The 12,496-nt window shown below is 73.9% G+C and carries 13 protein-coding genes and 6 tRNA genes; 9 read left to right on the top strand and 10 right to left on the bottom strand.

Annotated features, from left to right (window positions below; genetic code table 11):
- Nucleotides 1–46: 46 nt before the first annotated feature.
- Nucleotides 47–2,440 carry an SCO7613 C-terminal domain-containing membrane protein gene (locus ACZ7DY_RS29665; RefSeq protein WP_471140502.1) on the top strand — a complete coding sequence of 798 codons (2,394 nt, stop codon included), beginning with the start codon at nt 47–49 and terminating at the stop codon, nt 2,438–2,440.
- A 101-nt stretch (nt 2,441–2,541) separates the two neighbouring features.
- On the opposite strand, the gene ACZ7DY_RS29660 is transcribed toward ACZ7DY_RS29665, so the two are convergent.
- Nucleotides 2,542–2,613 (bottom strand) — tRNA-Val (locus ACZ7DY_RS29660).
- Nucleotides 2,614–2,679: 66 nt separating this feature from the next.
- Entirely contained in the window at nt 2,680–3,114 is a 435-nt protein-coding gene (locus ACZ7DY_RS29655; protein ID WP_471140500.1) for a TIGR02611 family protein, read from the bottom strand.
- A gap of 191 nt (nt 3,115–3,305) precedes the next feature.
- On the opposite strand from ACZ7DY_RS29655, the gene ACZ7DY_RS29650 reads away from it, so the two are divergent.
- Both ACZ7DY_RS29650 and ACZ7DY_RS29645 read left to right on the top strand, forming a co-directional pair.
- Nucleotides 3,306–3,719, top strand: coding sequence for an SsgA family sporulation/cell division regulator (locus ACZ7DY_RS29650; protein ID WP_003959770.1), 414 nt, complete (start codon nt 3,306–3,308; stop codon nt 3,717–3,719).
- 217 nt (nt 3,720–3,936) lie between these two features.
- Nucleotides 3,937–4,506: a CGNR zinc finger domain-containing protein gene (locus ACZ7DY_RS29645; protein WP_471140498.1), complete on the top strand. Its 570-nt coding sequence runs from the start codon at nt 3,937–3,939 to the stop codon at nt 4,504–4,506.
- Nucleotides 4,507–4,698: 192 nt separating this feature from the next.
- On the opposite strand, the gene ACZ7DY_RS29640 is transcribed toward ACZ7DY_RS29645, so the two are convergent.
- Together ACZ7DY_RS29640 and ACZ7DY_RS29635 are read right to left on the bottom strand one after the other, a co-directional pair.
- Nucleotides 4,699–4,947 (bottom strand): hypothetical protein, encoded by a 249-nt coding sequence (locus tag ACZ7DY_RS29640; protein ID WP_469254215.1) that lies wholly within the window; start codon nt 4,945–4,947, stop codon nt 4,699–4,701.
- A gap of 241 nt (nt 4,948–5,188) precedes the next feature.
- A complete protein-coding gene (locus ACZ7DY_RS29635; RefSeq protein WP_471140496.1) occupies nt 5,189–5,638 on the bottom strand; it encodes a hypothetical protein in 450 nt (149 codons plus the stop codon).
- Nucleotides 5,639–5,867: 229 nt separating this feature from the next.
- On the opposite strand from ACZ7DY_RS29635, the gene ACZ7DY_RS29630 reads away from it, so the two are divergent.
- The gene (locus ACZ7DY_RS29630) at nt 5,868–6,386 is read left to right on the top strand and encodes a DsbA family protein (protein ID WP_471140494.1); all 519 of its coding nucleotides are present in this window, start codon (nt 5,868–5,870) and stop codon (nt 6,384–6,386) included.
- Here the strand turns inward: ACZ7DY_RS29630 and ACZ7DY_RS29625 are convergent.
- The 3 genes from ACZ7DY_RS29625 to ACZ7DY_RS29615 are packed head-to-tail and all read right to left on the bottom strand — an operon-like array spanning nt 6,383 to nt 9,105.
- Nucleotides 6,383–7,207 (bottom strand): GNAT family N-acetyltransferase, encoded by an 825-nt coding sequence (locus ACZ7DY_RS29625; protein ID WP_471140492.1) that lies wholly within the window; start codon nt 7,205–7,207, stop codon nt 6,383–6,385. The two genes, ACZ7DY_RS29630 and ACZ7DY_RS29625, sit on opposite strands and share 4 nt — an antisense overlap.
- A 54-nt stretch (nt 7,208–7,261) precedes the next feature.
- A complete protein-coding gene (locus tag ACZ7DY_RS29620; RefSeq protein ID WP_471140489.1) occupies nt 7,262–8,083 on the bottom strand; it encodes an aminotransferase class IV in 822 nt (273 codons plus the stop codon).
- Nucleotides 8,080–9,105, bottom strand: coding sequence for a chorismate-binding protein (locus ACZ7DY_RS29615; RefSeq protein WP_471140908.1), 1,026 nt, complete (start codon nt 9,103–9,105; stop codon nt 8,080–8,082). The genes ACZ7DY_RS29620 and ACZ7DY_RS29615 overlap by 4 nt, the downstream gene beginning before the upstream one ends.
- A 186-nt stretch (nt 9,106–9,291) precedes the next feature.
- Here ACZ7DY_RS29615 and ACZ7DY_RS29610 point away from each other — a divergent pair.
- The 5 genes from ACZ7DY_RS29610 (at nt 9,292) to ACZ7DY_RS29590 (ending at nt 9,767) form a co-directional block, all read left to right on the top strand.
- A tRNA-Gly gene (locus ACZ7DY_RS29610) sits at nt 9,292–9,364 on the top strand.
- A gap of 40 nt (nt 9,365–9,404) precedes the next feature.
- Nucleotides 9,405–9,478, top strand: a tRNA-Cys gene (locus ACZ7DY_RS29605).
- Between the two features lies 1 nt (nt 9,479).
- Nucleotides 9,480–9,551 (top strand) — tRNA-Val (locus ACZ7DY_RS29600).
- Nucleotides 9,552–9,590: 39 nt separating this feature from the next.
- A tRNA-Val gene (locus tag ACZ7DY_RS29595) sits at nt 9,591–9,662 on the top strand.
- A 30-nt stretch (nt 9,663–9,692) separates the two neighbouring features.
- Nucleotides 9,693–9,767: transfer RNA gene (locus tag ACZ7DY_RS29590), tRNA-Val, on the top strand.
- 124 nt (nt 9,768–9,891) lie between these two features.
- Here the strand turns inward: ACZ7DY_RS29590 and ACZ7DY_RS29585 are convergent.
- From ACZ7DY_RS29585 to ACZ7DY_RS29575, 3 genes are all read right to left on the bottom strand, one after another.
- Nucleotides 9,892–10,194, bottom strand: coding sequence for a TFIIB-type zinc ribbon-containing protein (locus ACZ7DY_RS29585; RefSeq protein ID WP_471140486.1), 303 nt, complete (start codon nt 10,192–10,194; stop codon nt 9,892–9,894).
- Nucleotides 10,195–10,263: 69 nt separating this feature from the next.
- A complete protein-coding gene (locus ACZ7DY_RS29580) occupies nt 10,264–11,223 on the bottom strand; it encodes a phosphotransferase (RefSeq protein WP_471140483.1) in 960 nt (319 codons plus the stop codon).
- Between the two features lie 757 nt (nt 11,224–11,980).
- A complete protein-coding gene (locus ACZ7DY_RS29575) occupies nt 11,981–12,184 on the bottom strand; it encodes a hypothetical protein (protein WP_471140481.1) in 204 nt (67 codons plus the stop codon).
- Between the last annotated feature and the right edge of the window lie 312 nt (nt 12,185–12,496).

The raw sequence follows: 12,496 nt of genomic DNA, 5'->3' as shown, positions 1-12,496 counted from the left end.
TCCGCGCCGATGCCGTGCGGTGTGCCGCCGACCACACTCCACGGACATGACGAACCTTCCGCCACCCGCCGAGGAACTGCGCCTCCTCGACTTCGAGTTGCACCAACTGGAGGTGCGCAGGGCGCAGTTGCTGCGGCGCCGGGCCTGGCTGCTCGGCGTCCTGCGCGCGGCGGGCCAGCCCGGAGTGCCTCCTCGTCCGGCCGGGCCGCCCGCCCCCGAGACCGCGCCGGCGAGCGCCCAGAACATCCTGCTCGTGCTGGGCGGGGTGCTCCTGACCGTCGCGGCCGTCGCCTTCACTGTGGTCAGCTGGGGTCACTTGGGCATCGGCGGCCGCAGCGCGGTGCTCGGCGCGGTGACGCTGACGGCGCTCGCCGTCCCCGCCGTGCTGCTGCGCCGTGCGCTGCGTTCGACGGCGGAGGCGGTGGCGGGTCTCGGGCTCGCGCTGACCGTCCTCGACGCGTACGCGCTGCGCCATCTGGCGCTCCCCGACGTCGACGCCCTCGGGTACGCGGCGGGGACGTCCACGGTCCTCGCCGCGGTGTGGGCGGGTTACGGCGTGCTCCTCGGCGGGCTGCGCCTGCCGCTGCCGACGGCCGTGGCGACGGCCCAACTCCCCCTGGTCCTGTGGGCGGGTGCCGCGCACGCCGGTGCGCACACGATGACGGCCGCGCTGCTGGTCACGGCGGCCCTCGACACGGTGCTCGCGCTGACGGCGGCGGTCCGTTCCGTGCGGGTCGTCGCCGTGGTGGGCGCCTGTGGGCTGGGGCTGTGGGGCGCGGCGAGCGCCCAGTGGCTGTCCGTGCAGGCCGACGGGACGGCCGGGGCGGCCCGTGCGGGGGCGCTGCTGCTGTTCGCCGCGGTGATCGCGCTGGCGGCCGCGTGGCGGGCCAAGGGGCCGGAGGTCGCGACCGGTGCGGCGGGCGCGGGGGGCCTGCTCGTGGTGGCCGCGGCGGGCGGTGTGCTGCGCACGGTGCTGTCCGCCGGCTGGGCGGTGCCGGCCCATCTGGTGTGCGCCGTGGCGCTGTTGGCGGTCATCCGCTCCTCCGCGCTGTCGCGGCCGGTGCGGCGCGGGGTGCTCGCGGCGTCGGCGGTGGCGCAGGGTCTTGCGGTGGTGTGGGCGCTGCCCGTCGCCGCGCTCGCCCTGCTCGGTCCGGTGGGCTGGGCGGCCCGGGTCTGGTCGGGTGCTCCCGCGGACGCCCGGGACGCGCTGCTGCTCGAACTGCCCCTGCCGCATCCGTCGGCCGCCCCGGCGGTGCTGGCGGCCGTCGCGGTCGTCCTGCTGGTGGCGACCCGCCCGATGGACCCGCGGGTGCGGCAGGCGGCCCGGTACGCGGCGCCGGTGCTCCTGTGGGCCGCGGCCGTCGCGCTGCCGGTCGCGCTCCGGCTTCCGTACGCGGTCGGGCTCTCGGCACAGGTGGTGCTGACCGCAGTCGTGCTCGTCGTCGCGGCGCGTGCCACGTCGACGGCTCCGGCGCTGACCGCCGCGGCCCTGGGGCTCGCGTCGTCGGTGAGCGCCGCGTTCCTCTCGCTGGCCACCACGGCGGCGACGCTCACCACGCTCGGCGTGCTCACGGCGCTCTGTCTCGCGGCCGGTGTGTGGCTGGCGCGCGGCCCGGCCGCAGTGCGGGGTGCGGCGGCGCTCCCGGCCTGCGCCTGCGTGGGGTACGCCACCGCGCTGGCCTGCGCCGCGGGTGGCGCCGCCGAGCTGCGCCCGGCCCTCGTCGGGGTGCTCGTGCTCGTGGTGCCGGGGCTGGCCGTACTCGCCGTGGCACGCGTCGCCGGGCATCCCCTGTCGCTGCCCGTGGAGATCACGGCGGCGGTCTCCTGCGGGGTCGCGCTCGCCCTGGCGTCCGGGGAGGCGCCCATGTTCGCGCTCGCGCTCTCGCTCTGCGGGCTCATCGCATCGGGCTCGGCGCTGCGTGCGGACCGGCGTCCCGTCGGGTACGCGGCCGTGGTGCTGTTCGTCCTCGCCGGCTGGGTCCGCCTGGCCGCCTGGGGGGTGTCGGCGCCGGAGGCGTACACGCTGCCGGTGACGGTGGCCGCGCTCTTCCTCGGGGTGCTGCGGCGCCGGCGCGACCCGCAGGCCTCCTCCTGGACGGCGTACGGGCCGGGGCTGGCGGCGACGCTGCTGCCGAGTCTCGCGGCCGCCTGGGCCGACCCGCACTGGCCGCGCCCTCTGCTGCTCGGCACGGTGGCCCTCGCCCTGACGCTGGCGGGCGCCCGGCGGCGACTGCGCGCCCCGCTCGTGCTGGGCGGCGCGGTCCTGGCCCTGGACGCGCTGCACGAGCTGGCCCCGTACCTGGTGCAGGTCGTGGGCGCCCTGCCCCGCTGGCTGCCGCCGGCCCTGGCGGGTCTCCTGCTCCTCGCGGTGGGCGCGACGTACGAACAACGGCTGCGCGACGCACGGCGGTTCCGGAATGTACTCAACCGAATGCAGTGATTCCGGGAGCCGCCGGAACATGTGGACCCGTCAATTTCCTTGAATGGCAAGGGAATACGAGAACGGCCCGGAGGCAAAAGCCTCCGGGCCGTAATCCGGGGTGGGCGATACTGGGTTCGAACCAGTGACCTCTTCGGTGTGAACGAAGCGCTCTCCCACTGAGCTAATCGCCCCGGGCGCACGGAGAACATTACCGCATGTCAGCGGGTGCTCGGGACCGCCCCGGAGTCACCCCTCGGTCACTCCTTGATCTTCCACGGCATCACGATGCCGAACTTCCACACGTAGACGCCGACGAGCACCGCGACGATCACGAGACCGATCGTCGTCAGGATGATGTTGCGGCGGCGCACCTTGGGGTCGAGTGCACGCTGTGCGGCCTCGGTGACCTTGCGTTTCGTCCAGCGGAGCACCAGCTGGGCCCAGACGAACTCGGTCGCCCAGATCGCCATGCCGCCGAAGATCACCAGCCAGCCCGGGCCCGGCAGGGGCAGCATGATGATGCCCGCGACGACGACCGCGAGGCCGACGACGAAGACGCCGACCTGCCAGCTCAGGTGCAGCGCCCTGCGGGACTGGATGAACCCCGGCGCACGCGAGCCGAGCGGCTGATCGGGCTTGGTTCCGGCGGCCGGATCCGTGACCTCCGCCGGGTCGTTACTCCCCGTATTCATGCGGCCAAACCCTACCGGACGGAAACCCGTCACCGGAATGGGTGCATCGATGGGTGGGACAACCCGCCATACGAGGCACCTAAAGACACGCAAAACCCTCAGAGGGGTTTACAACGGCACCGTAGGTGGCATGTCGATTTCGCCGACGTGCGAATCCCCGAGCGCACACTGAGCGAAAGGCCCTGGCGCTTATGAACACCACGGTCAGCTGCGAGCTGCACCTGCGCCTCGTTGTGTCGAGCGAGTCCTCACTGCCTGTTCCCGCAGGACTGCGGTATGACACGGCCGATCCCTATGCCGTGCACGCCACCTTCCACACCGGAGCCGAGGAAACCGTCGAGTGGGTGTTCGCCCGCGACCTCCTCGCCGAGGGCCTGCACCGGCCCACCGGTACCGGCGACGTCCGAGTCTGGCCGTCCCGGAGCCACGGTCAGGGCGTTGTCTGCATCGCCCTGAGCTCGCCGGAGGGCGAGGCTCTGCTCGAGGCCCCGGCGCGGGCCCTGGAATCCTTCCTGAAGCGAACGGACGCAGCCGTGCCACCCGGTACGGAACACCGCCATTTCGACCTCGACACGGAGCTCTCACACATCCTGGCAGAGAGCTGAGCGCCACCCGGCGCGTCGAGAACACCCCACGCCGTCCGACTCGGGGCGACGGCGCAAGCAGTCACGGCACGACGACACAAGGCGAACAGATGCAGACACCGGCGCCGTCGCCGCGGGAAAGCCCGCGACGACGGCGCCGGTGCGTCTCGGGGGTAAGCGGCTAGCATCGGCCAGCATCGGCGGGCACAGGCCCGACCCCCAGGCCAGGGAGCGCATCGTGCTGATCACCCACGACACCCGGTGTTCCCTCGACGCCGTGGTCGATCTGGTGAACACCGCACCGGAGACGAACGGCGCGGACGGGCTCGCGAACGTGGCGGCACTCGGTGAATTCGTACGGAGGCACGACGTGAGCGACGTCGGGGAGCTGTCGCGGCAGGATCTCGCCGACGTCCACCGCATCCGCGGCCGCTTCGGGGAGGTCTTCGCGCACCCCGAGCCGCGGACCGCCTCCGCGATACTCAACGAGCTGATCGCCTCGGCGGGCACCACTCCCCGGCTCACCGACCACGACGGCTACGACTGGCACATCCACTACTTCGCGCCCGGGGCGTCGGTCGCCGACCACCTGGCCGCCGACTGCGGGATGGCGTTGGCCTTCTTCCTCGTCGCCGGGGAGCAGGAGCGGCTGCGGCGCTGCGAGGCCCCGGACTGCCGGCACGCCTTCGTCGACCTCTCGCGGAACCGCTCGCGCCGCTACTGCGACAGCCGCACCTGCGGCAACCGTCTGCACGTGGCGGCCTACCGCGCCCGCCGCCGGGAAGCGGCGGGTCCGGCAGCGGGCTAGAGGGCCAGGGCCTGCCCGGCGGGTCATGGCGCGGGTCGCGGGGTCTGGCACGCACATCTGCGGCGTTGTCGTCGGTTGCCAACGCTCCGCGTTGCCGCCCTCCTCCGCCTTGCAGCTGCACGCACCAAACCCCGCTCACCGGCACCGAAGGGTGCACGCCCCCCTCACACGCCCTGACCCGCCGGACAGGCCCTAGAGCAGCAGCAGGTCGTGGAGCGAGGCCAACAGGATCAGGGTGCCGATCACCGCCAGAAAGATCATCAAGGGCGGTTGAGAGAGGGCGAAGAGACAGCCCTGCCGCTCCTCGTGCCCGGGGGGCCGCCCGGCTTCGCCGTCGGGGCCGTGCCGCTCTGCGTCGGCAGGTCGTCGCTCATGGGCCGGTGCCGCTTGCCTGCCGTCGTCCGGCGGGGCGGCATCGCCCTCTGTGGTGGTGTCCAGCATCTCGCGGTGATGATGACGCAGCTCCGCGGCCACCGCCGACCAACACGCCCGGTCGGAGCGGGAGTTCGCCGGATCCCGTGAACGGGCGGAAAGCCGGCCTCCGGCGTGCCCCGCCCGCGACTCGCCGGTGGCGGCCCGGACCGCGCCCGCCTCCCCGCCCGTACCCGAACGAGGGAGCGGCTCATGTCAGGGAAGGTACGTGCCTGTTGACGACCGCCCTCCTCCACGGGGCGGGCCGCCGTCAGATGCCGTGCTTCTTCAGGATCGCCTCGATGTCGCTGAAGTCCTCCGCGGGCGCCGCTGCCTGCGGCTTGGCCGCGGGCCTGCCGGCGGCGGGCCGGGCGCTCGCGCCGAGGGAGGGCGCCGACGCCCCGGGAGCGACCGCCTCGCGCCGGGCGGCCCTGGCCGCCTCCTTGCGCTCCTTGCGGGTGCCGCCCCGGCGGCGCTCCACGGCCCGCGTGCCCAGGAACATGAGCCAGGCGACGCCGAGCACGCCGAAGCCGACCCACGCCTTGAGGCTGAACGCCGTGTCGGCCGCCCAGCCGACCACGCCCGTCATCACCAGACCCACCGGGACCAGGGAGTACGCCGCGAGGCGGGCCGCGGAGAGGAAGCGCTTGCGGTAGGCCGTGACCGCGGCGATGCCAAGACCGGCCGCGGATACGGCGGAACAGACGGTCTCGGCAATCATCCGGTCCTCCAGGCATGCGGGCAAACGTGGCTGTATGGCGCTGTCATCCCTTCCATCCTGCACCTGAAGGGCCCGGCGGAGCCACGCCCGACGGCGGACTTCGGGGACATATCCGGGTCATCTCGGGGTCAGGTCTCCTCCCCAGGTCCCGGTCGCCGCCCCCGGGTCCCGGTCGGGAAGCCCCGGGTCCCGGTTGGGAAGGGAGTGCGCGTGCTGGAAGACTGGGCCCATGAGTGACTCCACCCCCGCCCGCCCCGTCGCCGTCGACGTCTGGTGCGAGCTGCAGTGCCCCGACTGCCGTACCGCCCTCGACGACGTGCGTGCCCTGCGCGCCCGCTACGGCGACCGCGTCGAGCTGCGCCTGCGGCACTTCCCCCTCGAGAAGCACCAGCACTCCTTCGCCGCCGCCCAGGCCGCCGAGGAGGCCTTCGAGCAGGGCAAGGGGTGGCCGTACGTCGAGGCGGTGCTCGCGGGTGTCGAGGAGCTGGACCGCAAGGGTGAGCGCCACCTCCTGGACACCGCCCGCGAACTCGGCCTCGACGCCGAGGAGTTCGACACCGCCCTGATCGACGGACGGCACATCCTGATCGTCGACGCCGACCAGGCCGAGGGCAAGGCGATCGGCGTCACCGGCACGCCCACGTATGTGATCGACGGCGAGCGCCTGGACGGCGGCAAGAGCCAGGAGGGGCTGCGCGAGCGGATCGAGGAGATCGTGGACCGGCTCCTGACCGGCGACGGCGCCTAGAGCAGCTGCTTGTAGAGGTAGTACGAGGCCGGCCGGTAGCCGAGCGACTCGTACAGACGCAGGGCCGGGGTGTTGCCCGCGAAGACGTTGAGACCGATGCGTCCCCGGCCCGCCGCCCTGCCCTGCGCCTCCGCGACGAGCATCAGGGAGCGGCCGTGGCCGTGGCCGCGGTGCTCCGCGTCGACCTCCACGTTGAAGACGAACGCGTCCTCGCCCTCCAGGGCGACCCACAGGGTGCCGAGCCGCGTCCCGTGGCGGGTGAGGACGCTCAGCCAGGAGTCCGGCGTCCTGACGCCCTGCGGAAGGAGCCGGGCGTGGTCGGTCCGCGCCTTGGCGCGCGCCTGCGCCTCGGGCACACCGCGCCCGACCCAGTCGCGCACGTAGGAATCCTCCTCGTGCGCCAGCCAGGGCCCGTACTCGGCCTCGGTCATCGGCCGCCATGCGACGCCCTCGGGCAGCGCGGGGTCCTCGGCGGGCAGCGCCTTGGTCATCACGCGGTTCCGCTCGACGTACCCCAGGGTCGTCGCCAGGCGCAGGGCGGCCGCGGCGTCGGCGGGCACGGTCGCCTCCAGGCGCGTGCAGCCCCAGCCGCGGGCCACTTCCTCGGCGGCCAGCGCGGCGACGGTGCCCCGGCCCCGCCTGCGGTCGGCGTCCTCGATCCGCAGGTTCTCGACCCGGCAGACCTTCGGCCCGAAGACCTTGTGTGTGGCGAGGCCTATGGACCCCACGGGCCGGCTGTTCACACAGACGTCGAACGTGCGCGCCTTGGCGCCGTCGGCGCCCTGCTGGAGCGGCCCGGTCGGCCGCAGGGTCGTGGTCATCACTGACGTTCTACCCGCCCCGGGGCCGCTCCGTCACCGGGGTTTTCCCCGTACTCAGGGGTCCAGGTCGTCCGCGGCCCGCTCGGTGAAGACCCGCATCGCCTTGGTGGTCACCGGGCCAGGGGCGGCGGGGAGTTCGCGGCCGTCGACGCGGTGCACGGCCTGGACGTCGCGCAGGGTCGACGTCAGGAAGACCTCGTCGGCGCGGTCGAGGACGTCCAGGGGCAGGTCGCTCTCGCGGGCGCCGGTCCACTCGACGGTGAGCGCGCGCGTGATGCCCGCGAGGCACCCGGAGGCGACCGGCGGGGTGTGGATCTCGCCGTCGAGCACGACGAAGACGTTGGAGCCGGTGCCCTCGCAGAGCTGTCCGACCGTGTTGGCGAAGAGCGCCTCGGAGGCGCCCTGTTCGCGGGCGCGGGCCAGGGCGACCACGTTCTCCGCGTACGAGGTGGTCTTGAGGCCGGTCAGGGCGCCGCGTTCGTTGCGGGTCCACGGCACGGTGACCACGGCGGTGGAGTCGGGGCTCGGGGCCGCCTCGCCGAGGGCGACGACGAGGGTGGTGCCCTGGTCGCCGCGGTCCGAGCCGAGGGGCGAGAGCCCGCCGGTGTAGGTGATCCGCAGCCGCCCCAGCGGGAGCGGGTTGGCCTCCAGGACGGCCGCGCAGGCGCGGCGCACCTCGTCGAGGTCCGGCTCGGGCAGTCCGAGGCCGCGCGCCGATCCGGCGAGCCGGGCCAGGTGGCGGGTGAGGGCGAAGGGCCTGCCCTCGACCGACTTGACCGTCTCGAAGATGCCGTCGCCCACCGTCAGTCCGTGGTCGAGCACGGAGACGCGGGCGCTGTCGAGGTCCTGCAGCCGGCCATTGAGCCAGATCTTCACGTCGGGGTTCCTCCGCTCGCTTCGTACGTCCCCGACGCTACCGCCAGCAGTCGCGCGGCCTTCAGCTCGGTCTCCCGCCACTCCCCCTCCGGGTCGGAGCCCCAGGTGATGCCGGCCCCGGTGCCGAAGCGCAGCATGCCCGCGGCCCGGTCGATCCAGAAGGTGCGGATGCCGACGGCGAGCTCGCCGGTGCCGCGGTCGGCGTCGACCCAGCCGATGCCGCCGCAGTACGGGCCACGGGGCGCGGTCTCCAGTTCGTCGATGATCCGCAGCGCGCTGGATTTCGGGGCGCCGGTGACGGACCCGGGCGGGAAGGCGGCGGCGAAGAGCTCGGGCCAGCCCGCGCCGGGGGCCAGCTCCCCGCCGACGGTGGAGACGAGGTGGACGAGTCCCGGGTGCTTCTCGACCACGCAGAGGTCGGGGACGGTCACGGTGCCGGTGGTGCAGACGCGGCCGAGGTCGTTGCGGACGAGGTCCACGATCATGACGTTCTCGGCGTAGTCCTTCTCCAGGAGGTCCGCCTCGGTCCTGCCGGTGCCCTTGATCGGCCCGGACTCCACGGTCCGTCCCGCGCGGCGCAGGAAGAGCTCGGGCGAGGCGGTGGCGACCTCCACGCCGTGTCCGGGCAGCCGGATCGTCCCGGCGTACGGGGCGGGGTTCCCGCGGGCGAGCAGCGAGGTGAGGGCGTCCACGTCGGCGTCGGCGGGGACGGGCGCGGACAGCACGCGGCAGAGGTTGGCCTGGTAGACCTCGCCGGCGGCTATGTACGCGCGTATGCGCCGTACGCCTTCCTTGTACGCGGCGCGGTCGAGGGACGACGTCCACTCCCCGGCGGCCGGTCCGTGCCAGGCCCCCGGGGCGGGGGGCGGCACGGCCTCCTCGCGCACGTCGTCGAAGCGGGCGCAGACCAGGCCCCCCTCGAAGTCCGCGGTCACCGCCCAGAAGCCGGTGGAGTCCAGGGCCGCGGGGTCGCTGGTGACGTCGCGCAGACCGGTGGCCACGCGGCCGCCGAAGCGCGCCATGGGAGGGAGCGCGGAGAGGGGTGTCAGAGGGGGGTTGTGCACGGATGTGAGTCTATGACCGGTGCCGCGAGGCCGCCCTGGCCAGCGACAGCGCAGCACGCTGCGCAAACGCGTTTTTGTACTGGCCCAGGAATCCGCTAGAGTTCAACACGTCGCCGGGACGCGCAAGCGGACCGGGAAAGACAAGCGGACGTAGCTCAGTTGGTAGAGCGCAACCTTGCCAAGGTTGAGGTCGCCAGTTCGAACCTGGTCGTCCGCTCGCAGGAAAGTGGGGGATCTTCCCGACCCCCCGCACTCCTGGTGGAGTGGCCGAGAGGCGAGGCAACGGCCTGCAAAGCCGTCTACACGGGTTCAAATCCCGTCTCCACCTCCAAGGACGATTAGCTCAGCGGGAGAGCGCTTCCCTGACACGGAAGAGGTCACTGGTTCAATCCCAGTATCGTCCACTGGATCTTCGTGAAGCTCGCCTTCATGAGGACCTTCCCGCGCGATTAGCTCAGCGGGAGAGCGCTTCCCTGACACGGAAGAGGTCACTGGTTCAATCCCAGTATCGCGCACGCAGTACGCAGTACCCGCAGGTCCATCCCGCGCGATTAGCTCAGCGGGAGAGCGCTTCCCTGACACGGAAGAGGTCACTGGTTCAATCCCAGTATCGCGCACCATCGCATGGAGCCCCCGGCCGTTCCCACGGCCGGGGGCTTCGTCGTTCCCGGCTCCGGGGGACGGCGCCGTCCCCCGGAGCCGGGGCTCCGGGGGACGGGACCGGACCGGGCCGGGCCGGGCCGGCTAGGACGAGAAGAGCATGTGCCCGAAGCTCTTGTGACGCTGGTGGCCGTAGTGACCGCCGTGGCCTCCGTGTCCGCCGTGCGGGGCGCCCCAGGCCGGAGCGGGGGCGGCGGGGTAGCCCTGCGGGGCGGGCGGCGCGGGCGGCGGCGGGACCTGCTGGCCGCCCCACTGCGCCTCCAGGCGGGTCAGGGACTCCAGCTCGCCGTAGTCCAGGAATATCCCGCGGCAGCCGCTGCACTGCTCGATCTGGACGCCGTTGCGGTTGTACGTGTGCATCGGTGCGTGACACTTGGGGCACTGCATGGACGGCTCAACTCCTCGCCGGTGGTGACTGCTTCGCCGGAACACTGCCCGGCTTCGGTGCGTTGCACCCTACTTCGTGCCGTCCGGCGTCAACTCGGGCGGGCGAGAGGCCGTGTTATCCATCCGGTCGCAGGCGTCGACCAGGGCCTGCTCGACCTCGTCCAGGGGCCGGCCGGCGGCGGCCGCCTTGGCGATCGCCAGGGCGGCGGTCTGCACGGTCAGGGCGCGGGCCGGGACGTCCAGGGCAGGCCACGGGTCGGCGCCGTCCGCCGGCACCGCGGGGCCGCCCGCGGCCCGGTAGGCGCCCAGGAAACGGGTCCACTCCCCGGGGGAGAGCAGCCCGCACGCGTACCAGGCGGCGGGCCGCGCCAAGTCCCACGCGGGGTCGCCGGCCCCGAGGTCGTCGACGTCGATGAGCAGCCAGTTCCCCTCGGGGACACGGACGAGCTGGCCCAGGTGGAGATCGCCGTGGCACAGGCGGAGCGGGCCCTGCCCGGTCGGGCCCTCCGCGCGGGCCCAGGGCGGCAGGCCGGACCAGGCGCGCAGGACCGGGGGCGCGGCAGGGTGGGGGCCCGCCGCGCGGAGGCGGTCGACGGCGCGGGCCGCCTTGGCGGGGCCGCGCATGGGCGGGAGCGGGTGCGGGAGGGTGGCCGTGGGGGTGGCGTGCAGGCGGGCGAGGAGGCCGGCGGCGGCCTCCCAGGGGGCGGCGTCGGGGTCGTCGCGGTCGACGGGGGTGCCGTGGGGCCAGAAGGTGACGAGGCGGCCGTGCAGGGCGGTGGCGTCGGGTCGCAGGGGCGCGAGCAGGGTGCCGGGGAGCCGGGCGGCCACGTCGAGGCGGACCGCGAGCTCCGCGGGGTCCGTGTCGGGGGCGTGCGCCTTGGCAACGACGTCGCCGTGCCGGATCACCGTGGCGTCCGTACGGTCCGCGAGCACCGCGTCGCCGGCCGCGCAGGCGCAGGGGCGCGCGGCAGGTGGGTGGGCGGCGGAGCGGGCCTCGGCGGTCAGGGCGGGAAGGAGCGCGGGGGTCACGGCGGTTCCGGTACGTCGGGGGCGTATCGCCGAAGCGTACGACTGCCGGGCGGCCCGGGGCCGCGCCGCCCCTCCCCCGCCCGGGGCCGGTCCGGGCACGGAGGGCCGACCGAAGCGTACGACCGCCGGCTGGGCCGGGACCGCGCCCCCCCTGCCCGGGCCGGTCCGGGGTGCGGAGGGCTAACCGAAGCGTGCGACTGTCGCGCGGACCGGACTGCGCCACCCCTCCCGCGCCTGGGACCGGTCCGGGGCGCGGAGAGCCGACCGAAGCGCACGACCGGCGGGCAAGCCCGGACCGCGCCACGCCTCCCCCACCTGGGCCCGATCCGGGGCGCGGAGGGCCGACCGAAGCGTGCAACTGCCGGGCGGACCGGGACCGCGCCACACCTCACCTACCCGGGACCGGTCCGAGGCACGGAGGGCCGACCGAAGCGCACGACCGCCGGGCGGACCGGGACCGCGCCACACCTCACCTACCCGGGACCGGTCCGAGGTGCGGAGAGCCGACCGAAACGTACGACTGCCGGGCGGGGCGGGGCCGCGTCAGCCCTCCCCCCTGCCCGGTCCGGGGCGCGGCGGCCCGGGAAGTACGTACGCCCCCGGCCGCGGGGGGGGGGGCTCTCGCGCACCGGCATGGCAATGCCCGCGCAGCTCCCCAGCTGCGCGGGCATTCTGCCGTCCGTCGCACCCCCGTCCCCACGGGGTTTTCTGGCCGGATGTCCCCGCCCGGACCGCTCTTCCGGGCCCGGGGCGCCGCTCAGCGCCCCAGCATCACGCCCACGGACGACGCTTGTGTGACCACTGCATCCCAGCCGCCGAAGACGACCACGAGCAGGGCTGCCAGGGGGAGGACCATGGCCGTCGCCACCAACGGGTGGCGCGTGCCGGACGGGCGGACGCCGAACGCGGAGAATCTGCGCCCTTGCGTGCGGATCATGGTCCGCGGTGCCGTGTCCGCCATGGTCCTCTCCTGACCGCTTCGATGTGGTTTTCGCTCTGGTTCTGGCAGCGGCGAGTGTCTGACCTCGGGGGACGAGCGCTGCACCCGCCGCTTGACCTCAAATCTAGGGGCGCGGAAGGTGCCGGGCGTCATGCCTTCGTACCGATTGCCGGGCCTCCCGGAGGATGACCGGCCGCCCCCCATGTACTCCCGTGGGTGGAGACGGGGGGCCAGGACTCGGGGTCTTCCCGGAGGGTACGGGCCGTCATCCGCCGACAAAGCCCGGCGGCACGCCTCCACGGGTGACTTCGCTCACTTCCGCCACTCCCCCGC

It is taken from the genome of Streptomyces sp. NPDC037013 (assembly GCF_055607265.1).
This window is presented reverse-complemented; position numbering and strand designations above follow the sequence as displayed.